The organism is Acinetobacter entericus (assembly GCF_026168575.1).
Taxonomy (GTDB): Bacteria; Pseudomonadota; Gammaproteobacteria; order Pseudomonadales; family Moraxellaceae; genus Acinetobacter; species Acinetobacter bouvetii.
On sequence record NZ_JAPEQW010000018.1, the window covers coordinates 38,784 to 62,442 of the forward strand.

The 23,659-nt window shown below is 43.8% G+C and carries 25 protein-coding genes; 8 read left to right on the forward strand and 17 right to left on the reverse strand.

Annotation, left to right across the window (positions count from 1 at the left end):
- The first annotated feature begins 272 nt into the window (after positions 1-272).
- The 4 genes from purL to OKC24_RS13645 all read left to right on the forward strand — a co-directional run bounded on the left by purL (position 273) and on the right by OKC24_RS13645 (position 5,612).
- Positions 273-4,109: a phosphoribosylformylglycinamidine synthase gene (purL, locus tag OKC24_RS13630; RefSeq protein ID WP_265465662.1), complete on the forward strand. Its 3,837-nt coding sequence runs from the start codon at positions 273-275 to the stop codon at positions 4,107-4,109.
- Positions 4,110-4,332: 223 nt separating this feature from the next.
- Positions 4,333-4,461: a KGW motif small protein gene (locus OKC24_RS13635; protein WP_252151854.1), complete on the forward strand. Its 129-nt coding sequence runs from the start codon at positions 4,333-4,335 to the stop codon at positions 4,459-4,461.
- Between the two features lie 79 nt (positions 4,462-4,540).
- Positions 4,541-5,293, forward strand: a complete 753-nt coding sequence (locus OKC24_RS13640) for a hypothetical protein (RefSeq protein WP_130147091.1) — start codon at positions 4,541-4,543, stop codon at positions 5,291-5,293.
- 1 nt (position 5,294) lies between these two features.
- On the forward strand, positions 5,295-5,612 hold the full coding sequence (locus OKC24_RS13645; RefSeq protein ID WP_130147093.1) for a YqfO family protein: 318 nt from the start codon (positions 5,295-5,297) through the stop codon (positions 5,610-5,612).
- A 114-nt stretch (positions 5,613-5,726) separates the two neighbouring features.
- On the opposite strand, the gene OKC24_RS13650 is transcribed toward OKC24_RS13645, so the two are convergent.
- The gene (locus tag OKC24_RS13650; RefSeq protein WP_131275770.1) at positions 5,727-6,482 is read right to left on the reverse strand and encodes a nitroreductase family protein; all 756 of its coding nucleotides are present in this window, start codon (positions 6,480-6,482) and stop codon (positions 5,727-5,729) included.
- 102 nt (positions 6,483-6,584) lie between these two features.
- Positions 6,585-7,385: an enoyl-CoA hydratase-related protein gene (locus tag OKC24_RS13655; RefSeq protein WP_130147097.1), complete on the reverse strand. Its 801-nt coding sequence runs from the start codon at positions 7,383-7,385 to the stop codon at positions 6,585-6,587.
- A 106-nt stretch (positions 7,386-7,491) separates the two neighbouring features.
- On the opposite strand from OKC24_RS13655, the gene OKC24_RS13660 reads away from it, so the two are divergent.
- Together OKC24_RS13660 and OKC24_RS13665 are read left to right on the forward strand one after the other, a co-directional pair.
- Entirely contained in the window at positions 7,492-8,061 is a 570-nt protein-coding gene (locus OKC24_RS13660; protein ID WP_130147099.1) for a nicotinate-nicotinamide nucleotide adenylyltransferase, read from the forward strand.
- Positions 8,062-8,140: 79 nt separating this feature from the next.
- The gene (locus tag OKC24_RS13665) at positions 8,141-8,707 is read left to right on the forward strand and encodes a YceI family protein (protein WP_130147101.1); all 567 of its coding nucleotides are present in this window, start codon (positions 8,141-8,143) and stop codon (positions 8,705-8,707) included.
- A gap of 46 nt (positions 8,708-8,753) precedes the next feature.
- Here the strand turns inward: OKC24_RS13665 and OKC24_RS13670 are convergent, their stop codons facing one another.
- Positions 8,754-9,650, reverse strand: a complete 897-nt coding sequence (locus OKC24_RS13670; RefSeq protein WP_130147103.1) for a LysR family transcriptional regulator ArgP — start codon at positions 9,648-9,650, stop codon at positions 8,754-8,756.
- A gap of 114 nt (positions 9,651-9,764) precedes the next feature.
- On the opposite strand from OKC24_RS13670, the gene OKC24_RS13675 reads away from it, so the two are divergent.
- On the forward strand, positions 9,765-10,367 hold the full coding sequence (locus tag OKC24_RS13675) for a LysE/ArgO family amino acid transporter (protein ID WP_130147105.1): 603 nt from the start codon (positions 9,765-9,767) through the stop codon (positions 10,365-10,367).
- Between the two features lie 36 nt (positions 10,368-10,403).
- On the opposite strand, the gene OKC24_RS13680 is transcribed toward OKC24_RS13675, so the two are convergent.
- The 6 genes from OKC24_RS13680 to dapD all read right to left on the reverse strand — a co-directional run bounded on the left by OKC24_RS13680 (position 10,404) and on the right by dapD (position 14,379).
- Positions 10,404-10,859, reverse strand: coding sequence for a peroxiredoxin (locus tag OKC24_RS13680; RefSeq protein WP_130147107.1), 456 nt, complete (start codon positions 10,857-10,859; stop codon positions 10,404-10,406).
- A gap of 10 nt (positions 10,860-10,869) precedes the next feature.
- Positions 10,870-11,565 (reverse strand): Dph6-related ATP pyrophosphatase, encoded by a 696-nt coding sequence (locus OKC24_RS13685; protein WP_265465671.1) that lies wholly within the window; start codon positions 11,563-11,565, stop codon positions 10,870-10,872.
- Positions 11,566-11,631: 66 nt separating this feature from the next.
- Positions 11,632-12,039, reverse strand: coding sequence for a hypothetical protein (locus OKC24_RS13690; protein ID WP_130147111.1), 408 nt, complete (start codon positions 12,037-12,039; stop codon positions 11,632-11,634).
- 13 nt (positions 12,040-12,052) lie between these two features.
- On the reverse strand, positions 12,053-12,724 hold the full coding sequence (gene queC / locus OKC24_RS13695; RefSeq protein ID WP_265465673.1) for a 7-cyano-7-deazaguanine synthase QueC: 672 nt from the start codon (positions 12,722-12,724) through the stop codon (positions 12,053-12,055).
- A gap of 26 nt (positions 12,725-12,750) precedes the next feature.
- The gene (queE, locus tag OKC24_RS13700) at positions 12,751-13,461 is read right to left on the reverse strand and encodes a 7-carboxy-7-deazaguanine synthase QueE (protein WP_130147113.1); all 711 of its coding nucleotides are present in this window, start codon (positions 13,459-13,461) and stop codon (positions 12,751-12,753) included.
- A gap of 96 nt (positions 13,462-13,557) precedes the next feature.
- A complete protein-coding gene (dapD, locus tag OKC24_RS13705) occupies positions 13,558-14,379 on the reverse strand; it encodes a 2,3,4,5-tetrahydropyridine-2,6-dicarboxylate N-succinyltransferase (protein ID WP_130147115.1) in 822 nt (273 codons plus the stop codon).
- 312 nt (positions 14,380-14,691) lie between these two features.
- Here dapD and carO point away from each other — a divergent pair, with 312 nt between their 5' ends.
- Positions 14,692-15,444: an ornithine uptake porin CarO type 1 gene (gene carO / locus OKC24_RS13710; protein ID WP_130147117.1), complete on the forward strand. Its 753-nt coding sequence runs from the start codon at positions 14,692-14,694 to the stop codon at positions 15,442-15,444.
- A 63-nt stretch (positions 15,445-15,507) separates the two neighbouring features.
- On the opposite strand, the gene OKC24_RS13715 is transcribed toward carO, so the two are convergent.
- The 8 genes from OKC24_RS13715 to OKC24_RS13750 all read right to left on the reverse strand — a co-directional run bounded on the left by OKC24_RS13715 (position 15,508) and on the right by OKC24_RS13750 (position 23,506).
- A complete protein-coding gene (locus tag OKC24_RS13715) occupies positions 15,508-16,704 on the reverse strand; it encodes an OmpP1/FadL family transporter (protein ID WP_130147119.1) in 1,197 nt (398 codons plus the stop codon).
- 111 nt (positions 16,705-16,815) lie between these two features.
- A complete protein-coding gene (locus tag OKC24_RS13720; protein WP_005008730.1) occupies positions 16,816-17,739 on the reverse strand; it encodes a CysB family HTH-type transcriptional regulator in 924 nt (307 codons plus the stop codon).
- A 50-nt stretch (positions 17,740-17,789) separates the two neighbouring features.
- Complete coding sequence (locus OKC24_RS13725; RefSeq protein ID WP_005008732.1) at positions 17,790-18,851, reverse strand: sulfate/molybdate ABC transporter ATP-binding protein; 1,062 nt, start codon at positions 18,849-18,851, stop codon at positions 17,790-17,792.
- Between the two features lie 11 nt (positions 18,852-18,862).
- On the reverse strand, positions 18,863-19,750 hold the full coding sequence (cysW, locus tag OKC24_RS13730; RefSeq protein ID WP_005008735.1) for a sulfate ABC transporter permease subunit CysW: 888 nt from the start codon (positions 19,748-19,750) through the stop codon (positions 18,863-18,865).
- Positions 19,747-20,580, reverse strand: a complete 834-nt coding sequence (gene cysT, locus OKC24_RS13735; RefSeq protein WP_005008737.1) for a sulfate ABC transporter permease subunit CysT — start codon at positions 20,578-20,580, stop codon at positions 19,747-19,749. The genes cysW and cysT overlap by 4 nt, the downstream gene beginning before the upstream one ends.
- A gap of 87 nt (positions 20,581-20,667) precedes the next feature.
- The gene (locus tag OKC24_RS13740; RefSeq protein WP_130147121.1) at positions 20,668-21,273 is read right to left on the reverse strand and encodes an RBBP9/YdeN family alpha/beta hydrolase; all 606 of its coding nucleotides are present in this window, start codon (positions 21,271-21,273) and stop codon (positions 20,668-20,670) included.
- A 31-nt stretch (positions 21,274-21,304) separates the two neighbouring features.
- Complete coding sequence (locus tag OKC24_RS13745) at positions 21,305-22,318, reverse strand: sulfate ABC transporter substrate-binding protein (RefSeq protein WP_130147123.1); 1,014 nt, start codon at positions 22,316-22,318, stop codon at positions 21,305-21,307.
- Between the two features lie 186 nt (positions 22,319-22,504).
- Positions 22,505-23,506, reverse strand: coding sequence for a sulfate ABC transporter substrate-binding protein (locus tag OKC24_RS13750; protein WP_131275769.1), 1,002 nt, complete (start codon positions 23,504-23,506; stop codon positions 22,505-22,507).
- Positions 23,507-23,659 lie beyond the last annotated feature (153 nt).

The window sequence follows — 23,659 nt, forward strand, 5'->3', positions numbered from 1 at the left end:
GCCGCACCCTTAATCACTTTTAAACGGTCAGGCCGCTCAAAGGCGGCTTCACTTTTTGATACAGATTAAAAATTAATTTTTTTGCTGAGTTTTCAAGTTGATAATTTTTTTAGATTGATAAATAAGGGTTTGAACTAATTTTTGTGGTGATAAAGCCCAATATTGGTGATTTTCTATCTAGCTGATTCTGCCAATACACAGTAGAATATGCGCTCTCTTCAAGTCACATTGCGGCATGGTTCAAAAGACCTGCCCGTGGAGCCAAAAACAGCATGTTTATCGTTGCCGGTGCACCTGCACACTCTTCTTTTAAGCAAACACAACTATTAACACGCCTTGCGTCAATCAGTTCTGTTCAATCAATAGAAAGCCAATGGGTTTACCTTTTCGACCAAGCGCTCGACGAGCAACAACAGCAATCTGCTTTGCAGCTTTTGAACGATGGTGCAACCTTTCAAGTTCGCCAAGCGGCAAGTGATGAAGTTCAAGTCCTTGTGACACCGCGTGTAGGCACAATCTCGCCGTGGTCATCAAAGGCAACGGATATTTTTGCCAACTGCAATACCCCGATACACCGCTTAGAACGCGGTGTTTTGTTTACTTTAAAAGGTATTTCTGAAGTATCGGATGCAGTGAAACAAGTTTTGCATGACCGCATGACTGAAAGTGCGTTCAATCAAATTGAAGATGCTGCGGTATTGTTCTCTGAAACTGAACCAAAGCCTTTAAACACAATTGACATATTAGGTCAGGGTAAAGATGCTTTAGTGAAAGCCAACTCTGAGTTTGGTTTTGCGCTCTCTGATGAAGAAATTGATTATTTAGTCGCTGCTTTTAACAAGCTCGGCCGTAATCCGCACGATATCGAACTGATGATGTTTGCTCAGGCCAACTCTGAGCACTGCCGTCATAAAATCTTTGGTTCTGAATGGACAATTGATGGTGAAAAACAGCCATTGTCATTGTTCCAAATGATTAAAAATACCTATAAAGAATCACCGACAGATGTGTTGTCAGCCTATAAAGACAATGCTTCGGTGATTGTTGGTTTTGATACTCAGCGTTTCTATCCGAAGAAAGATGAAGCGACTGGTCACCACGTTTATAAATACAAGAGCCAAGCCGCTCACATCCTGATGAAAGTGGAAACGCATAACCACCCAACAGCGATTGCGCCATTTGCCGGCGCTGCGACCGGTTCGGGCGGTGAAATCCGTGATGAAGGCGCAACAGGCCGCGGCGGTAAGCCAAAAGCAGGTTTAACAGGCTTTACTGTGTCTAATTTGAACATTCCAGGCTTTGAACAGCCTTGGGAAGAGAATTACGGCAAACCATCGCGTATGGCATCGCCGCTTCAAATCATGATTGAAGGACCTTTGGGCGGCGCTGCGTTCAACAATGAGTTTGGCCGTCCTGCTTTAAATGGCTACTTCCGTACTTTTGAACAAAACGTGAATGGCGATGTGAAAGGTTTCCATAAGCCAATTATGATTGCCGGCGGTTACGGCAACATCCGTCCAGACCACGTGGAAAAAGATGCGATTCAACCGGGTGACTTGCTGATCGTTCTTGGCGGCCCTGCAATGCTGATCGGCCTTGGCGGCGGCGCGGCATCGTCTGTAGACAGCGGTAAACTCGGTGAAAACCTAGACTTTGCTTCTGTACAGCGTGAAAACCCTGAAATGGAACGCCGCTGCCAAGAAGTGATTGATGCATGCTGGCGCATGGAAGACTTCAACCCAATCGTGTCCGTGCATGACGTGGGTGCAGGCGGTATTTCCAATGCAATGCCTGAGTTGGTAAATGACCACGAACTGGGTGCGATTCTTGATTTGCGTAAGATTCCATCACTTGAGCCGGGCATGTCTCCAATGGAGATCTGGTCAAATGAAGCACAAGAGCGTTATGTATTAGCGATTCGTCCAAGTTCTTTAGAGTTATTTGAATCATTATGTGCGCGTGAACGCTGTCCGTTTGCCGTTTTAGGTGAAGCAACAGAAGCGCGTCAATTGACGGTGAACGATCCATTGTTTGATAACAAAGCCGTGGATATGCCAATGCAAGTCATGCTGGGCGGCACACCGCGCATGAGCCGTTCGTATGAAACGATTGAGCGTCAAGGCGACGACTTTGATGCATCTAAAGTCACAGATTTGAAAGATGCAATTTACCGTGTACTGAAAAACCCAACGGTTGCATCAAAATCATTCCTGATCACCATTGGTGACCGTTCAATTACAGGTATGGTTGCGCGTGACCAGTTTGTAGGCCGTTGGCAGGTTCCTGTTGCAGATGCAGCAGTGACTACAACCAGCTTGCAAGGCTTTACAGGTGAAGCAATGGCGATGGGTGAGCGTCCACCTGTTGCCTTGTTAAATCCTGCGGCATCTGCGCGTTTATCGGTTGCAGAGTCGATCTCGAATATTATGTCTGCAAAAATCGACCAGATCAGTGACATTAAATTGTCTGCAAACTGGATGGCGGCAGCAGGACAGAAAGGTGAAGACCAAGCTTTATTCGAAGGTGTAAAAGCTATCGGTATGGAAATGTGTCCTGCACTTGGTATTGCAATTCCAGTGGGTAAAGACTCATTGTCAATGCGTACTACTTGGAATGATGAAGGCGAAGACAAATCGGTGACTTCACCGATGTCAGGTGTAATCACAGCCTTTGCTCCTGTGACTGATGTACGTAAAACCTTAACGCCTGAATTGAAAAATGAAGAATCAGTACTTGTCCGTATTGATCTTTCGAAAGGTCAGTTCCGTTTAGGTGGCTCAATCCTTGCTCAGGTTTATAAAGCGATTGGTTCAGTGACACCTGATGTGGATAGTTTTGACGACTTCAAAGCATTCTTTGCCTTGGTTCAAGACTGGAACAACCGCGGCTTAATCAAGGCTTACCACGACATCGGTGATGGTGGTTTACTTGCAACTGTTGCGGAAATGATGTTTGCAGCACGTCTCGGTGTGGCTTTGGAAGACCAATCAACTGAAAGTCTATTTGCAGAAGAAATTGGTGCAGTGCTTCAAATCAGCGCGTCTGATTGGGCAACACTTGCGGAAGAAGTTGCGGCATCTACATTACGCGATGCAATTGCGGTTATTGGTACGGTAAACAATACAGATCAATTGACTGTAAATGGCTTGGTGCTTGAACGTGCAGATTTGCAAGTAGCTTGGACTGAAGTGTCACATCAGATCCAACGTTTACGTGACAACGTAGAAACAGCGGATCAAGAATTTGCATTGATCACGGACAAATCACATGCAGGTATTATTGCAAAACCTACATTTGATTTAAATGAGCCAATCGAAGCGCCGTATATCAACGAACGTCGTCCAAACATGGTGATCTTACGTGAACAAGGCGTAAATGGTCATGTTGAAATGGCTGCGGCATTCGACAAAGTTGGTTTCAACACTGTAGACGTGCACATGAGCGACTTGCTTGCAGGTCGTATCAGCCTAGATGACTTTGAAGGTCTTGTGGCATGTGGTGGTTTCTCTTACGGTGACGTCATGGGTGCTGGTGGTGGCTGGGCGAAATCAGTTTTGTTCAACCCAAAACTTCGTGACCAATTTGAAAAATTCTTCAACCGTGACGAAACGTTCTCTCTCGGTATTTGCAACGGCTGTCAAATGTTGTCGCAATTGGCTCCACTGATTCCGGGTGCTGAAGCTTGGCCGCGTTTCCACCGCAACACTTCTGAGATGTTTGAAGCGCGTGCAGTAAACGTTCGTGTTGAAAAATCGAACTCTGTATTGTTAGAAGGTATGGAAGGTTCAATCCTGCCGATCGCAGTTGCACATGGTGAAGGCCGTGTGGTGACAAGCGCGGATAACTTGGCTGCATTAAATGCAGGTCATCAAGTAATCTTGCGTTATGTTGATAGTCAAGGGAATCCAACTCAGCACTATCCAATGAACCCGAATGGTTCGCCGGAAGCGATTTCAGGTGTTACATCGAAAGATGGTCGTGCAACGATTATGATGCCGCACCCTGAACGTAACTTCCGTGCTGTACAGCATTCTTGGAAGCCTGAAGATTGGACAGAAGACGGTGCATGGTTACGTATGTTCCGCAATGCGCGTAAATTCATTGGTTAATCTGAAGTCAGTGTTTTGAAAGCCACCTTAGGGTGGCTTTTTTATTGAATCATCTTTTTTGTTTTTTAATTTTTTATTTCTCCCGCTGATGTTGGTTTAGATTTTGCTTTTATATTTATGTGAAAGTGATATTGTGTAATAAATGCACAAATATCATGCACAATAGAAGAAAGATGGATCACTAAACAATTTCAGTATCAACACTCATGTATGAGGTGATGACATGATTAAAACAGTTACATACGAAGCAGTCGATAAGTCTGCGTTGCGTAAAAAAGGATGGAAGTTGTTTGCTGTGATTTTGAGCTTGCAATTGATCTTTTTGATTTTGGGTTATATGTTGCAGGTGTGATTTTGATAATTAAAAAAACCGCTGTGAGGCGGTTTTTTATTGATATCATTAAGGAGAATAAGTCTTTGGGATCTTTATAATGGAGCATATATATAAGTTTAGTTACGATAGTAGAAATGATGCAATAAGTTCATTGGCTAAGTATTATTCGGTTACATATAATAATTTGGAGTCTAAACTTACCGAAGTTTTTCAATATATTGATCAGCTTAAAGATGAAAACCTTTTTGAGGATTATGCATCCAATGGATTAATGTTATATCAAATTAGTTGCATGCTAAATTCTAATTTAAGTGATATAGAGGGAGCTAAAATTAGAATAAGTTTTTATCATCGGTGTTCAACAAATGGAACTCTTGAATGGTTCAAAGAAGGGCTTTTAAATAATGTAGATGGAATCGAGGCTTTTATAAGAAAAATTGAAAAACTAGAACCTGAAATAAAGAAAATTAATCTAAATTTAGAATCTATAAAAGCTATGTCCAGAAAGAAAGAATGGGATACGGAGAAATCTGAACTGGTTGGAATACATGGTTTTTATAGGTTAAGAGATGCGAAAGATAAAACGAATTCAGGTTTTGATATTCCAGAAATTTTAGATGATTATAAAATTTATCACCAAATAAAAGAAAAGCTTGAATCTACGTTGAAAAGTTCCGTTGTTAAATTTTATGTTGATAGAGAGCTGAGTGAGGTTCATGGAATTCTTAGAGAATATTGGGAATTCCTTTGGAATGATGAGTCTATTGGTTATGCAGGGATTGATGTAGGTAAGGGGAAAACTATTCCATTTGAAAATATAGAACGTTTAGATGACATAGAGAGTTTATAATATGCTTAAACTCATCTATTACGTTCCCGAATCTCATCTTGAAACGAGCAAACTTGCGATTTTTGAAGCGGGGGCAGGTGGTATAGGAAACTATGCACACTGTGCATGGCAAGTTCTAGGCACAGGCCAGTTTAAACCTGTAAAAGACGCAAATCCGTTTATAGGTGAGCTGGATACTTTGGAACAAGTCCCAGAGTGGCGGGTGGAAACCATTGTGCCTGAAGAGAAAGCTAGTGCTGTCGCGAGAGCATTAAAAGCTAGTCATCCTTATGAAGAGCCTGCATTTGAGTTTATACAGATGGTGGATGTTAAATATTAAAAAGCTCCTTCTCCCTGTGGGATGAGGAATATATTCCGCAAGAGGATGAGGGGGAAAAAATTTATTACCTCACCCTAACCCTCTCCTTAAAGGAGAGGGAATTACCGGTTAATTTTAAACCTTCTGAATAAATAACTCGCGATCAAAACGATACTGCGGGAAAAACACCCCGTCGGTCGCACGCTCACCTGCACCAATCACCATTACAGGGTATTGCTGATCATTCAGATTTAACAGTTTACGGACCAAAGGCTCATCAAAACCTTCCATCATACAACTATCAAAACCATAAGCACGTAAAGCTAAAACTAGGTTCTCACAAGCTAAAGCTGTGGTTTTACTGGCCCAAAGTTTGGCATCGGCTTGATTAAATGCAGTCACAGGCAGTTGCTTATCTAAGCTGCGTGCAATTTTGAAAGCAACTTTCTTAAAGTTACCCAATGTATTTAAGTAACCTGTCTTATAGTTATAAGGAATGAACTTATAATATTTCTGTACAGCCGCAGGCGCTTCAGGAAAAGGGAACTCGGTAATGTTGCGTTTTGCCATTTCATCATTGCGGTCTGTACGTGCGACACACACGATCAGTTCGGACGCAGTTTTTGCCGCAAGCTGATTTAGGCAAGCTTTGACCAGCTGTTTTTTCTTGGTCGGGTTCTGTACCACATAAAAAGTCCACGGCTGTAGATTGGATGAGTTTGGCGCAAGCAGTGCCAAATCTAAACAGTCATCCAGCACTTCAGCTGGAATTTCTTTCTTGGTAAATTTGCGCACTGAACGGCGGCTCTGGATGACTTTCTTAAAATTTTCAACATCAATGTCTTGTGGCGCAGGCTCAAAGTAACGCTTTTTTTCTGTAGTATTTGACATAAGAAGTTTTCCGAATGGGTTTTTAAATATGTTGGGACGGAAAATTAAAAAACCACTGTGTAATGTGAAACACAGTGGTTTTAGTCATTCAACGATCAAAGATCAGTTGAACTGGGTGAAATCAGGTTTACGCTTTTGCATAAACGCAGCCACGGCTTCCATCATTTCTGGAGAGCCTACACGATTCATGAAAATTTCAGCTTCATGATCAATCCAAGCCACAATGTCATTCACATTGTGCTTCATCAACGCTTTAGACTGCACCAAGGAGGCTAAAGGCAAAGCAGACAGTTGCGCTGCTTTTTTGGCTGCGGCTGCATACACATCATCTTCAATACTGTTGACAAGGTTTGCAGCAACCGCCGTTGCACTGTCAAATTTCTGAGCGGTCAGCAGTAATTCAGCAGCTTTGTGGTAGCCTGCTTGTTCGACTAATAATTTGCTTGAAGCGCCTTCTGGAGACAGGCCAAGGCTGACAAATGGAATCTGGAACAGGGCTGTATTGTCGCTATAAACTAAGTCGCAATGTAATAGAACCGTTACCCCAATACCAATCGCCACACCGCGTACGGCGGCAATCAGCGGCTTAGAGAATTTTGCCGCAGACTTCAGCAAAATAAACGGAGCGCCTTGAGATGCTGGAGCTTGGCCTTTTTGCGCTGCAGATTTCATGAAATCCTGCATGTCATTGCCTGCAGTAAAGTCTGCATTTTCACCACGCAATATGACAGCACGAACGCGATTGTCCAAATCTGCTTCATCTAAAGCCTGTGCAATTTTTAAATACAGCTCTGTATACAAAGCATTCTTTGCTTCAGGGCGGTTAATGGCCAATGTCAGCACACCATTTTCTAAATTCGCATTCAAATGTTCATGAGGTTGTTGAATACAGCTCAGTGTCATCGTACTATCCTTGCTTTCAATTTAATTCAAGTTTTATGGGCTCATTATGTCGCATTTTCAGCTTGCCGGCGCAACTCATGAGTTCATAAAAAACGATGATCTTGCTATGAACTATAAATTTGATTATTTGGTATTCATTGGCCGTTTTCAGCCTTTTCATTTAGCGCATATGCAAACGATTCATATTGCGCTGCAGCAGAGCCATTACGTTATTTTGGCGCTGGGCTCTGCGCAGAATGAGCGCAATATCAAAAATCCGTTCACGGCAGAAGAGCGGATACAAATGATCTTATCCAACTTTTCTGAAGCGGATCAGCAGCGAATTAAATTTGTGCCTGTGATTGATGTTTATAATGATGAAAAGTGGCAAAAACTGGTCAAATCATTGGTTGCTGAAATTACCCAGCCAGAAGACCGCATTGGCTTAATTGGGCATTTTAAAGATCATACTTCATATTATTTAAAGTTCTTTCCAGAATGGGAAATGGTTGAGCTGGACAGCCTGCAAGGGTCAATGTCCGCAACGCCTGTGCGTGAAGCCTATTACCGGGGTGATATTATGGAAGCGGCCTTTCCTTTGGGCACCAGCGAGTTTTTACACAAATTTAAAGAAACAGGGACTTATCTACAATTACAACACAAATTTTTGACTCACGATAAAAGCAATTTAAGCTAATTTTCGGTATTTTAGATTGGAGTAGATGAGTGAAGCATTATAGGGCTAACAGGTTGAAGACTGTTAGACGGAGCATGAAATGGAAGTCATAACACTGATGCGGCGGCTAATGGCAGGGATAGCTGCGGCCAGTCTGTTAACGCAGCTGCATGCACAAAATTGGATATTGACGGATTCGAGCAGTATCAGCTTTGATATTAAAGCAATGGGGCTTTCGGCAGTAAAAGGCGTTTCCAATCAGTCACAAAATCGGCTGTATTTTGATATTCATACACCGCAAAATGCTTCTGTTATTGTGATTTTGCCCGCCAATAGTTTAAGGTTCAACCATCCTGCACTAAAACCCATGATCATGGGAGAAGATTTTTTCAATTCAGCTCAATATAAAACTGTAACATTTAAGAGCACGGAATTTGTACCGCAGGATTCAGACCGCTTTAACGTGCAAGGGGAATTGACTTTACGCGGCATTACCAAGCCTGTGACTTTTGATGCAGTGCTTAAACCCAATGCTTCTAATTCTAAATTGCTGGATGTTTATGCGATTGGCTATATCAACCGCAGTGATTTCGGCATGAAAAAATCCTATGGCGGCGTCGGGGAAAAGGTCGATATTAAGCTGACTGGCCAATGGCAGTTAAAGTAGTATTGGCTTTCAATGCCGCTGGCAATTCATCTCAGCTGTCCGCAATTTAATACAGCGGATTATTCATGATCAGGCCCGCCTCAGCCAGAAGCAAGCCGCTTAATTGTTCCAGCATTTCAGGCTGCTGCTTCCAGTGATGCCAAAAAAGCGGAAGCTCTATACGCAGTTCAGGTGCAACCTCGACTAATTTATGCTCTTTTAAATACGGCCCAGCTTGATAATCCGGCAGCCATCCGTAGCCTAGGCCCATTGTGACCGCATCGAAAAATGCGCTTGAAGATGGAATAAAATAATGCGGATATTGCGATGGATTGAGTCCAAACCGCTGCTGAATAGTGGTTGTATGCATCTGGTCTTTCTCATTGAAAATCAGCGCCGGCGCATGGCGGAGCGCATCGCGGCTCACCCCCTTAGCAAACCATTGCTGCGCAAATTCCGGCGCAGCAACAAAGCGGTAGTTCATGCTGCCTAGGTGCTCAGCAATGCAGCCTTTCATTGCCTGAGATTCTTGTGTGACACAGGCATTGACTAGGCCTGCTTCCAGCAAATGATGAGTTTTAGATTGATCATCTACGTGAAAATGCACGGTAATTTTGTGTTCGATCAAAGCTGGCCTGAGTAAGGGCAAGAGCCAGGTCGCCAGCGAATCTGCATTGGCGGCGATATTGACCTGATGAAATGAATCAGTTTGTCCAGTGAGTGTTTGAATGAAATTTTGCTCAAGCAAACGGCTGTGCTGTAAATAGTGGAGCAGTGACAGGCCGGCTTGCGTTGTTCTGCAGGGGCGTTCACGCAGAATCAGAACTTGGCCCAGCGTTTTTTCTAGGCTTTGTATTCGCAGCGTGACCGCAGAAGCAGTAATGCAGAGGCTTTCTGCGGCTAGGTCAAAACTTCCTGCTTCTGCAACCGCAAGAAATGCGTCGCACTGTTTATGATTGAGCATGATGTATCTCGCAGTAAACTTAATAAAATTTAGCTAAGTTGATATTTATTAAATAATACTTAATTTTGTTCATAAGAATAGATAATGCATCAATTTTTTTGATGCGGTAGCGCAATGCTGAATACATATTTGCAAGGGCTGGCTGTGGGTTTCAGCTTAATTATTGCCATTGGCGCGCAGAATGCCTTTATTTTGAAGCAAGGGCTGAAGCGGCAGCACGTATTTTGGGTGTGTTTTACATGCGCGCTTTCAGATGCGCTGCTTATTCTGTTGGGCGTGGCAGGCTTTTCAGCGGTATTGCTGCACTATCCGCAAATTATTCAATTTGCTAAATGGGGTGGGGCGCTTTTTTTGTTTTGGTATGGTTTTCAGCATGCTGCACAAGTGCTTCAATCTGCATCTGTCATGCAGCTGAGTGCAAACAGTGCAAGCAGTTTGACTCAAACTTTGCTGATGTGCCTGGCGTTGACGTGGCTGAATCCGCATGTGTATTTGGATACAGTGATTCTGCTGGGTTCAATTTCGACGCAGTTTGCTGATCAAGCCTATTTCGCGCTCGGTGCAATCTCTGCATCATGGCTGTTTTTCTTTGCATTGGGCTATGGGGCGCGGGTTTTGATCCCTGTATTTGAAAACCCGAAAGCATGGCAGTTTTTGGATGGCATCATTGCCTTAGTGATGTGGGGGATTGCAGTTTCATTGCTGTTCAATACATAAAAAAGCCCGAAGATCGGGCTCTAATCTGTGAAGATATTAAGCCTGCAGCGCTTTAATATCTTCTAAAACTTGCTCTGCATGGCCTGCCGCTTTGACTTTGCGGTATTCTTTTACCAGTTTGCCATTGTGGAAAATGAACGTTGAGCGTTCAATGCCCATGACTTTTTTGCCATACATGTTTTTTTCTTTAATCACATCAAAATGATTGCACAGCACTTCTTCTTTATCACTGATTAAATTAATAGTCAGGTTCTGCTTTTCTGTAAAGTTCTGATGCGCTTTTACAGAGTCGCGTGAAATGCCAATAATCGTGGTATTCAACGCATCAAATTGATCTTTTAAACATGAAAAGCCAATAGCCTGTGTGGTACAGCCTGGGGTTGAGTCTTTGGGATAAAAATACACAATCAGCCATTCCGCTGGGTGTTCAGCAAGGTTAATTTCGCCTGTTGTAGCAGGAAATGCTTGATTTGGTAAAGTAATGTCTGACATACAGATTCCTTCAAAAAATTGACTGATGTTCTAATTCAAGCGTTAAGAATGCATAATCATCATGATACAGAATTTCCCCTTGGCGTACAGCGATCGGGTTTTTAAATAGAGGGCCATCCAGTACGGTGGTATGAAATTCACCGCCTTCACCGCAAGGATCAATGCCTCTGCGCTGCAAAGCCTGGATATAGTCTAAGCTTAGCGTTTGCCCGAGATCATCTGCTGTCATTCCAAGGGTTAAATTGACTGTTGTCACGATGGTGCGGAATCCATGTTTGATAAATTCCTGGACAACCTCTAAATGCGGCCGCTGCCAAAGCGGCATATACAGTTCCAGCCCAGCCTGCATGGCAACTTTTTCATGCCAGCACCCATGTTCAGGCAGGTCTAAATCGCCGGTCACTAAGGCTTGGGCGCCCATATCTTGCGCTTTGCCAAGCAGTTTTAAAAATTCAGCTTCATAATCTTGCCAGTTGGCGCTTGCAGTGAAAATTGGCAGGCCTATCGATTGCGCCTGTGCATAGATAATATCTAAGGGCATTGCATGTGAGCGGGAGCGCAAGCCTTGCTCTTCAAGCATAATGATCAGCCCAAGCGCTTCACCAGTTTGCAGTGCGGCATACAGCGCTAATGTGCTGTCTTTGCCGCCGCTGTATGAAGCAATGAATTTTTGGCCTTTCAGGGGCGTTCGCCACGATTTTGACATAGCATTCCTTAAATTTAATTCACAAAAAAGCCTGCTCAAAGCAGGCTTTTTTACAGCAGCAGTAAATTATTTGCCAGCTTGTGCAGATTTCATCGCTTCTTCAGTTAAGTTTTTTAATTTGCCAGTTAACTGAGGGCCGAAACATGCTTGCAAATCTTTATTTTGCTTTTGTACAAAAGCTAAAGTTGCAGGGCTTTTCTTTTGGTTAATGGTACTTTGGATTTCCCATTTTTGAGCATTGGTTAAACGGCCGTCGGCTTCTACTGCGCAAGAGCAGTATTTGCTGACTTCAGCGGCAGACAATTTTTTACCTTTGCCTGTTTCTTCTTTACAAACATTAATTAACGCAGATTTTACGTTAGTGCTCTTATAGGCCTGCTGAAGCTTTTCATTGTCAGCATGAGCTGCTGAAGCAAACAGCGCTGCGGCAGAAACTGCAGCAGAAAGAATAATGTTTGATCTTAAAATTTTCATAAACCCTACCTTGTTATTTCGGTATGTAACGTGTCGGATCTTCAACGCCTACATCTGCAAAACCTTGTTTACGCAGACGGCAGCTGTCGCATGTACCGCAAGCACGACCTTGGTCATCTGCTTGATAGCAAGACACCGTTTGACTGTAGTCTACGCCATGTTCTATACCTAAGCGAATGATATTTGCTTTAGATAAATGTAACAGAGGTGTTTCAAACTTAAGGGGTTTTCCTTCCACGCCTACTTTTGTAGCAAGGCGCGCCATGTTGGCAAAGGCTTCAATAAATTCAGGGCGGCAGTCTGGATAGCCTGAATAATCAACAGCATTGATGCCAATGACGATGGCTTCTGCGCCAAAAACTTCGGCTGCAGCCAGCGCGTAAGACAGGAAAATTGTGTTACGCGCTGGAACATAAGTTACAGGAATGCCTTCCTGTTCATGATCAGGCACATCAATTGTATGATCTGTTAATGCAGAACCGCCAAGGTTGCCTAAATCAATATTGATCACACGGTGCTCTACACCCGCTTTTGCAGTTAATGCACGGGCTGCATCCAGTTCCGTGGTAGAGCGCTGGCCATACATAAAGCTCAGAGCAATGCATTCATACTGTGATTGAGCCCAAGCGAGGCAAGTGGTTGAGTCTAAGCCGCCAGATAACAGTACAATCGCGCGAGGACGCATGTTTTTCTCCAAAAAATCTATAAAACTTAACGACCAGTTTCATCGTTCCACAGCAATTTATGCAGCTGCAGCTGGAAACGAACAGGGAGATGGTCTTCTAAAATCCATTGCGCAAGATCACGCGCAAGCTGAGGCAAGCGTACAGCACCTTTTTCGACCGCAAATGCGGGAGAGAACCAAATGGTGCCGGCTTTTTCATTCAATTTAAGCTGTTTGACTTGCTGTTTAGACCATTCGTAGTCTTCACGGTTGCAAATCACAAACTTAACTTGATCGTGCTCAGTTAAATAATCAATATTTGAAAGCAAATTTCGTGCAGATTCGCCAGAGGTCGGTGTTTTTAAATCTAAAACTTTAGAGACGCGCGGGTCTACTTTAGATACATCTAAGGCGCCGCTGGTTTCTAAAGAAACTTCACAGCCTAAATCCGCCAAGCGCTGCATCAGCGGCAGGGCATTCGGCTGCGCCAGCGGCTCACCGCCAGTCACGCAAATAAAAGGCGTTTTAAAATCGAGCGCAGTTTGAATGATGTCGTCTAATGACTGGCGTTCACCGCCTTCAAAAGAATAGGTCGTGTCGCAATACGTACAGCGTAAAGGGCAACCCGTTAAGCGGATAAAAACAGTCGGCAAGCCTGCAGTATTGGCCTCACCTTGCAATGAATAGAAAATCTCCGTGATGCGCAGCCCCGCAGATGGATCAGAAACAGGAATAGCGGAAGATCGAAGAGTGCTCATAACAAAAAATAACCAGATGCAGAAAAATAAAATCTCTACGGTCATTGCTGGCCGTAGAGATGTGGAGTGTTCACTCCGAAATCAATTGGACGGAAATCAGTCGTCGCGCAATAAGTCGTTTAAGCTTGTTTTTGAACGTGTTTGCGCGTCCACTTTTTTCACGATAATTGCAGCGTATAGGCTGTAAGTGCCGCATTTAGAAGGCAGGCTGCCCGCTACAACGACAGAACCGGCAGGAACTCGGCCGTAGTGAATTTCGCCAGTTGCGCGGTCAAAAATCTTAGTGGATTGGCCAATGAATACGCCCATTGAAATCACAGAACCTTCTTCTACGATTACGCCTTCAACGATTTCAGAACGCGCGCCAATGAAGCAGTTGTCTTCAATGATTGTCGGGTTTGCTTGAAGCGGTTCAAGTACGCCGCCAATGCCTACACCGCCAGACAAGTGTACATTTTTACCGATTTGAGCGCATGAACCTACAGTCGCCCATGTATCCACCATTGTGCCTTCATCAACATAAGCGCCAATGTTCACATAAGAAGGCATTAAAATTACGCCTTTCGCCTGGAAAGAACCTTTACGCGCAACAGCTGGCGGTACAACACGTACACCGGCAGCTTTAAATTGTTCTTCAGTCCAGCCGTTGAATTTAGTGTCTACTTTGTCGTAGAAGCGAAGGTCACATGACTCGATAGGCTTGTTATCGTTAATTTTAAAAGATAACAATACTGCTTTTTTCAACCATTGATGAACAACCCAGTCGCCATCAATTTTTTCAGCAACGCGCAATGTGCCGTTATCTAAGCCAGCAATTGCTTCCTCAACTGCTTGACGCACTTCAGCAGGGCAGTCTGCTGCAGTGAAATTTGCACGATCTTCAAAAGCTTGTTCAATGATAGTTGAAAGCTGAGACATGATCTTCCTTCCAGAAAAAAATTTTCCAAGATTTTACACTAAATTGAGTTAAAAATAGATGGAAATTAAACGATAGATCGGAATTTATTATTAAAATAGGAGAAAAACAGCGTTATTCTTTTATGCGGCTGAAAAATAGAACGGATTATTTTTAATAATCAACAAGTCAGCTAGAATTGTATCAAAAAATAACAAAAAATAAGCAATTTTTGAATAAACCATGAGCGATAACTGCTTTATATTCCCCTAAGACGAAGCGAACCATGCAAATGATCAATAATTTCTAAAAGTTTGTATTTGAGGAGAAACACAATGAAAGTTCTACGTACAATTTTAGCAGCGTCACTTATGGCGGCAGCTGGCGCAGCAGCAGCAGATTCATCAGTTGTTCATGATGGCTATGCCTTTGATCAAAACCAATTAATTCCGACTGGTGCGCGTCTGGAAGCGGGTACAACAGGTTATGGCGGTGCTTTGCTTTGGACTGCAAACCCATACGTAGGTTTAGCGCTTGGCTATAATGGCGGCGATGTTTCTTGGACAGATGATGTATCTGTTAATGGAACAAAATACGACTTGGATATGGAAAACAATAACGTTTACTTAAATGCTGAAATCCGTCCTTGGGGGGCGAGCACCAACCGTTGGGCGCAAGGTGTTTATGTAGCAGCGGGTGTTGCTTATTTAGATAATGATTATGACTTGGAAAAACGTATTAATCCGGGCGAAACGCTATCAATTGATGGTAAAAATTATCAAGTCGCTAGCGTAGCAGACGGACAAGGCGGTGTACGCGGTCAAATGTCATATAAAAATGATATTGCACCGTATTTAGGTTTGGGCTGGGCGCCTAAAATTAATAAAAACTGGGGAGTATTTGGTGAAGTTGGCGCATACTACACTGGTAATCCATCTGTGAAATTAACTCAATATAACTTGGATCCTGTTACAGGAAACCCAACAAGTGCTCAAGATGCTGTTGATAACGAAGCGCGTCAAATCGCCAATGACGATAAATATCAATGGATGCCTGTGGGTAAAGTGGGTGTAAGTTACCACTGGTAATTTTTAGATTTTCGCTTTAAATAAAAAAACGGGCTTCGGTCCGTTTTTTTATTTAATAATGAGTTAGAAATAATGTCCGATTTTTATGCCGTATGCCCATGCTTCTTTGTGACGTAAAGTCGAAATTGAATTGAGTGTGATCATGTTATTATCAGCTTTAGAGGGTCTGAATCTTAAATAATAGATGCCGCCAGAAAAAAATTTTCTAGGAGTGAGCTGATATCGAAAACCAGTACCTAAACCATGGTAGCCATTGGCCGGATTGATGGTCGAAGCGGGGTTGTCAATTCCGCTGTCCCAGACTGTTTCTAAACTGGCGAAGGTGCGTTCATTAAGTTTATGCGCGACTCCAATTTTGGCAGACCATTGATCTGATTGATAATCAATTAAGTTGAGATCAGCCAATGCCGGCAGATATGCAATATAAGGCTGAATGATTTCATTAAAGCCATTTGGCTTAATTTCAAAGTCTGACCAGTTGACCCATCTTGCCGAACCGTAAATTAAGTTATACGCGCTGATTGCGCTCATAAAATCAAGATTAACGGATTGCGGTGTGGTGATTTTGGTTGTATCGGAAACAGTACTGCTGGAGAACGGTAATGATTCCTCGGCCTGGTTTTTATGATTGATTTCAGAACGGTATGTAAGATTAGCCCGAAATGCGATTTCTGGAATTCTATAGCTGATGCCTGTCAGCCAGCCAAAAGAATTATCTCTTTTCAGTTCCACGCTGTACCCGTTAAAGACATAAAAACTTTGTCCAAAAAGGTTTAAATGTCCGTCAAAACTTTGATAAGCCAGTCCGCCATAAACGTTCCAGCGTTCAGTGGGCTGATAGCCCATCAGTGCCGTGATATTTCGTGATTTAAGCTGAATGTTGATTGCTTCTAACTGCTCATGCCCAAGAATAGATTCAGGGGAATAGTCATAGTTGAGTTTAATGCCATAGGGTTGGTCAAAAAGCAGTCCTGCGGATATTTGCGGATTCAGCTGCCATTTGACAGCGCCTTGCACAAAGAAAAAATCTTGAATTAAGTTGCCGGTTGAAAAATCAGTCACATTCAGCGCTTGAGATAATTGTTCTTTATTAGAGTTTTCACCGCTAAGATTGCCTGCAACTGCGCCATAGCTGAATTCTGTGTAATTGCCAGACTCAAGAAAGGGCAAAATGCTTTGCCCTGAACGTTCTAAAGCCGCGGCATGCGTGTGCAGGGCCAGACATAGAGGCGTAAATGCAAAATATGCTGCGGGTTTCATTGAAATGGCTGGCCTGTTTATTTCTTGTTTTATGTGGCTATTATGCAGGCGTTTACAAGTAATTACGATAAAAAAAGAGACCTAAGCCTCTTTTTTTTTAAATATTCTCTGTCAATCGTCTGGATAAGCCACTTTTTTCAGTGCTTTAATATCGGCGTCTGGAGAGCACAGTGAAATAAACTCATAGCCGTAGCCGCGAAGCAGATGACCTTTGCGAACTGCAATCCAAGTTGTGTTTACGCCAAAAATATCCGTAGGGATCTGCTTTAAACGGTAGTCGCGTTCCGCGTCATAAGCGACATTGTTGACAATGCCTACCCCCATGTTCAGCTCAACGTAAGTTTTAATAACATCGGCATCTAGAGCGGACATCACGATATCCACATCAAAGCCGGCTTCTTCAAAAGCTTCATCAATTTTTGAACGGCCCGTGAAACCGCCATGATATGTAATAATTGGATAATGAGATAAATCTTCAATGGTGATGTTGCTGTTGGCGGTCAGCGGGTGGTTTTGCGGGGTGATAATGCTGTGCTGCCAAGTATAAAAGGGAACACTGGCCAAGTTATCTTCAGCAGTTAATGATTCGGTTGCAATGCCAATATCCGCCTCACCCTGAAGCAGCATTTCAGTAATTTCAACTGGGCTGGCCTGCTGCAAAATCAAATGCACTTTAGGAAATTCTTTTTTAAATTTATTGACGATCGGCGGCAAGACATAGCGCGCTTGGGTATGCGTTGTGGCAATGGTCAGTGTGCCTTCATCCACTTTATTAAAATCATCAGCGAGGCGTTTAATATTTTCGGCATCCACCAGCATGCGCTCTACAATGCCGAGCAAAGATTGCCCCGGTTCAGTTAAGCCCAATAGGCGCTTGCCTTTGCGGATAAACAGCTGAACCCCTAATTCATCTTCCAAATCTTTGATATGCTTGCTGACACCGGATTGAGAGGTGTACAGCGCAGCGGAAGCTTCAGTTAAATTAAAGTTCTGTCTAACGGTTTCTCTAATAATTCTTAATTGTTGGAAATTCATGTTTCTGCATACCTCAAAATTGATGGGGCGCCATGCCCCATCATAAAGCCTTAAGCGACTTGGTTTTCAAATAAATGCAAAGCAGATGCGCTGAGCCATACAGTTTGATTAGGGCGATATTGGTGCAATTTTGCTTCATCGGGTGTCAGTGAAATTTCAATGAGATTGCCTTGACGGTCATTCAGTTCAGCCAATACTTTGCCTGCAATCCAAATCTCACGAAGAAAAGTTGCTTGAATAGCATTTTCTTGCGGCTGCGCATGAATGCGCAATTCGTCAGGACGGGCAAAAGCAATGACTGGGCCTTGCGGCGCATTTGGCGCTTGCGGCAATTGAATGCGGTCTTCACCGATGTGGATGATGCCATTGCTGTTTTGACCTTCAAAACGGTTGGCTTGACCTAAAAAGTCAAAGACAAACGGTGTTGCTGGCTTTTCATAGACTTCACGCGGTGAACCGATTTGTTCAACATTGCCTTTGTTCATCACAATAATTTGATCCGCGACTTCAAGCGCTTCTTCCTGATCGTGTGTCACAAAAATAGAGGTAATGTGCAGCTCATCATGCAAAGTACGCAGCCAGCGGCGCAGCTCTTTACGCACTTTGGCATCGAGCGCGCCAAACGGTTCATCCAGCAGCAATACGCGAGGCTCTACAGCCAAAGCGCGTGCAAGGGCAATACGCTGGCGCTGGCCGCCGGAAAGCTGTGCAGGGTAGCGGTCTGCCAAGAAGCCAAGCTGTACCAAGTCTAGCAAACGCGTCACACGCTTTTTAATTTCAGCTTCATTCGGGCGGGTCGCGCGCGGACGTACACGCAGGCCAAATGCAATGTTGTCAAACACAGTCATGTGGCGGAACAGGGCATAATGCTGGAAGACAAAGCCCACCTCACGTTCACGCACGTGAACATTAGTCGCATCTTCGCCTTCTAAAATGACTTGACCGCCATCAGCAGATTCTAAGCCGGCAATAATGCGCAGCAGTGTCGTTTTACCGCAGCCTGATGGCCCCAGCAGAGCCACCAATTGACCGTCTGGGAAATCGAGGGAGATATTTTTCAGCGCATGGAATGCACCAAAGTGTTTTTCAATATTTTTTACTTGAATACTCATGAGGTCATTCCTTAAGAAGCTGTTGAATCTTCATTGCGTTTGTCTTGTTTCTCTTGGCGAATTTCGACCCATGTTTTCAAAATGAGGGTAACAATCGCCAGCAATGCCAAAAGGGATGAAACAGCAAAAGCAGCACTGAAGGTATATTCGTTATAAAGGATTTCGACGTGCAGCGGCAGGGTATTGGTTTCACCGCGGATGTGGCCGGAAACCACTGATACCGCACCAAATTCACCCATTGCGCGCGCATTGCACAGGATTACGCCGTAAATTAAGCCCCATTTGATATTTGGCAGGGTGACTTTCCAAAAGGTTTGCCAGCCATTGGCGCCCAGCACAATTGCAGCTTCTTCTTCTTCAGTGCCTTGCGCTTCCATTAAAGGAATCAGTTCACGCGCAACAAAAGGCACAGTAATGAAGATGGTCGCTAAAACAATGGCAGGCACCGCATACAAGATCTTAATATCATGATCCATCAGCCAGCCGCCGAACCAGCCTTGCGTGCCAAAAATCAGCACCAGCATTAAACCGGCAATAACTGGCGATACTGAAAATGGCATATCAATAATGGTGGTCAGAATAGACTTGCCACGGAAATTAAACTTGGCAACGGTCCATGCTGCAGCCACACCAAATACAACGTTCAGTGGAACAGCAATAACTGCTGTCAATAGCGTGAGTTTTACCGCAGATAATGTGTCTGGATGCACCAAAGCTTGGAAATAAACCCCTACACCTTGTTTAAATGCTTCTACAAAGACCAAGACTAAGGGCAGCATTAAGCAGCTAATGAAGAAGATCAAGGCAATGGTAATGAGCAGGCGGCGAATCCAGGTCGGTTCACGGGTTGCATCGCGCGATTGCAATTTTTCAGCTAAAGCATTGCTGTTGGTATTCATCGTGCAGTTCTCCCTGTGCGTCGGCTGGCCCAAGCTTGAATTAGGTTAATGAGAAACAGAATGGCAAATGAAATCACCAGCATGACGACAGCAATGGTGGTTGCGCCTGCGTAATCATATTCTTCCAGACGGGAAATAATCATCAAAGGCGCAATTTCAGTTTCAAAGGGCTGGTTGCCTGCAATAAAGATGACTGAACCATATTCACCTACACCCCGGGCAAATGCCAGTGCAAAGCCTGTCAGTAATGCTGGGAATAAAATAGGTAAAATAATTTTAGTCACAATTTGAAAACGGTTTGCGCCCAACGCTGATGCGGCTTCCTCAAGCTCAGTTTCTAAATCACTGAGTACAGGCTGCACGGTACGCACAACAAACGGAATGCCGATAAAAATCAAGGCAAGGGTAATGCCAATAGGGGTATAGGCCACTTTAATGCCAATCGGTTCTAAATATTGACCAATCCATCCCGTAGGCGCATATAAAGATGTTAAGGCAATACCGGCAACGGCTGTCGGCAAAGCAAAAGGCAAATCTACTAAGGCATCGACAATGCGCTTGCCTGGAAAGTTATAGCGTACCAGGCACCATGCCAGCAGAAGGCCAAAAACGACATTGACTAAAGCTGCAATAATTGCCGCGCTAAAGCTCAATTGAAGGGATTTTAAAATTCGCTCAGAACTTAAAATTTCCCATAAACCGTCCCATCCTATACCCAGCGATTTAATAAAAACTGCAGATAAAGGAATCAGCACGATTAATGACAAATACGCAAGGGTAAAGCCTAAAGACAGACCAAATCCTGGCAGCACTCGGGATCGCTGCGACATGATTACTCCTCAAAGAGAGAAAACTGACTGAATATCAGTCAGTAAAAGACAAAAACTAAATTTCGGTTTAAGCATAGATTGCAGTAATTAAATTGCAAATTTAAATAAATACTTGCGCTCATCAGGAATGCTGATATGCGGCATTACTTTTTCTGAAATTAAATAATTGAAAATTTCAGGAAATGGGCCATAACCCGACGCCACATTAATATGCCCAGCCAAGCCTGCATTGACGGGTTTAAGCTTCCATGACTTTGCCAGACGCTGCGCATCATCAAACGCCAGCCAAGGGTCATTTTCACTGATGATCATTGTGGCGGGCACTTGAATTTTAAGCTGATGGAAATAGGCCGCATAGTCATTTTGACTGTCGCGGGCAAAGCCAGCAGCGCCAAAACGGGCTGGATTGGCTGGTGCAACCAAAATCAATTTTTTGATTTTACTATTGAGTTCTGGATGCTCTGCCAGCGCAGCAACTGCGGTGAGGCAGCCAAAGCTGTGTGCCACAATTTGGATATCGTCCTGAATAGGCGACACAGTTTGGACAAATTGCGCAATCCAGTCGTTCAGTACGGGGCGGTTCCAGTCTTCTTGCTGAACGCGGGAGCATGACATGAGCTGGCGCTGCAGCCAAGACTGCCAGTGATGCTGTTCACTGCCGCCTACACCAGGAACGATTACGGTATGCGTCATGTCAATACTCCTAATTCAGAAAAAGCGGAAATTACTTCGCGCTGTTTGCCTTTACTATTTGGTCAAAGATGCCGCCATTTTCAAAGTGCGTTTTTTGCACTTTGTTCCAGCCGCCAAATTCTTGATCAATTGTCACCAGCTTCAAGGGCTTGAAAATTTTTCCATATTGCGCCAAGGTTTTCGCATCACGCGGGCGGTAGAAATTTTGCGCTGCAATTTGCTGGCCGCGCGGAGAATACAGGAAGTTTAAATAGCCTTTGGCTAAGTAAAGGTTGCCTTTCTTCTCTGCATTTTTTTCCACAATCGCCACAGGCGGTTCAGCCAAAATAGACAATGACGGGGTCACGATTTCAAACTTGCCAGGCTGTTCACGAATGGCCAAATGCGCTTCATTTTCCCAAGCCAGCAAGACGTCGCCTATGCCGCGTTCAGCAAAGGTTGTTGTTGAGCCGCGTGCGCCTGAGTCTAGCACTTTGGTGTTTTTATAGATTTTGCGCACAAACTCTTGCGCCTTTGCATCATTGCCGCCGGCTTGATGTTTGGCCCAAGCCCATGCGGCTAAGTAATTCCAGCGCGCGCCGCCCGAAGTTTTAGGATTTGGCGTAATGATGCCGACACTCGGTTTCACTAAGTCGCCCCAGTCTTTAATGCCTTTCGGATTGCCTTTGCGCACTAAAAATACAATGGTTGATGTATAAGGCGTAGAGTTATTCGGCAGTTTCTTTTGCCAGTCTGCAGGGAGCAGTTTCGCTTTTTCCGCAATCACATCAATGTCAGCGGCTAAAGCCAGCGTGACCACATCGGCATCCAAACCGTCAATCACTGAACGCGCTTGCTTGCCGGAGCCGCCATGAGACTGTTTGAAATTAATTTTTTGTCCTGTACGGCTTTCCCAGTATTTGCTGAAATTCTTGTTAACGTCTTCATATAATTCGCGAGTTGGATCATAAGATACGTTCAGGAAGTCTTTCGCTGCAGCCCCTAAAGAGATCGTGGAGACAACTGCGGCTAACACCCCAAGTTTCAATTTTGCTGAAATGCTCATAAGGACCTCAAAATTCTTAATGTTTTATAACATGAGTGCAGAATAGCGCCATTCTTTATGCATAAAAAATAATAAAAAATGAATTTTATATGAATAAATAAGATAAATTGATTCCGATATGCACTACATATATCGGCTATAGCGTAATAGCCGATATATCAATTCAGTTTTATGCTATAGATAGACTTATTTCACACTGTTGGCTTTGACGATTTGGTCAAATACGCCATTATTGTCAAAATGCTTGCTTTGAACTTTTGTCCAGCCGCCGAATTCTTTATCAATGGTGATCAATTTCAGCGGTTTGAATACAGATTTGTACTTAGCTGCGACGGCGGCATTGCGCGGACGGTAGAAGTTGTTGGCCGCTACAGTTTGGCCCGCTGGAGAATATAAATAATTCAAATAGGCTTTTGCGATGTTCTCATTGCCGTTCTTTTTGGCATTTTTTTCGACAACAGCGACTGGCGGCTCGGCTAATATAGACAGCGACGGGGTGATGATTTCAAACTTGCCCGGCTGTTCGCGCACGGCCAAGAAGGCTTCATTTTCCCAAGCCAGCAAGACGTCGCCTATGCCGCGCTCAGCAAAAGTTGTGGTTGCGCCGCGCGCGCCGGAGTCCAGCACTTTGGTTTGTTTGTAAATTTGACGGACAAAATCTTGCGCTTTGGCATCGTTGCCGCCTGCTTGATGCTTGGCCCAAGCCCAAGCAGCTAAATAGTTCCAGCGTGCGCCGCCCGACGTTTTCGGGTTCGGAGTAATAATTTCTACTCCCGGTTTCACTAAGTCGCCCCAGTCTTTAATGCCTTTGGGATTGCCTTTGCGCACCAAGAACACAATGGTCGATGTGTACGGTGTGGAGTTTTGCGGGAATTTCTTTTGCCAGTCTTTAGGCAGCAGGCCTCTTTCCGCAATTTCATCAATATCAGCAGCCAAGGCTAAAGTCACCACATCGGCATCAAGGCCGTCAATAACAGAGCGGGCTTGCTTGCCGGAGCCGCCGTGTGACTGTTTAAAATTGATGTCTTGCCCTGTACTTTTTTTCCAGTATGTGCTGAATTCTTTATTGAAGTTGTCATACAATTCGCGTGTTGGGTCGTATGAAACATTTAAGAAGTCTTTTGCCAGTGCGCTGAATGATGTCGCTGAAATAAGCGCGGCCAGTACCCCGATTTTTAATGAACGCATTTTTGATATCCTTTACTTTAATTTATGCATGATGTCTGCTCACTAAGCGAAGAATAGCGAGAAGTGTTTTGTATAAAAAATAATAAGAAACGAATTTGATATGAATAAAAAAGCTATTCATTTGTGTGCAGTATTCTTAAACTAAACCATCAT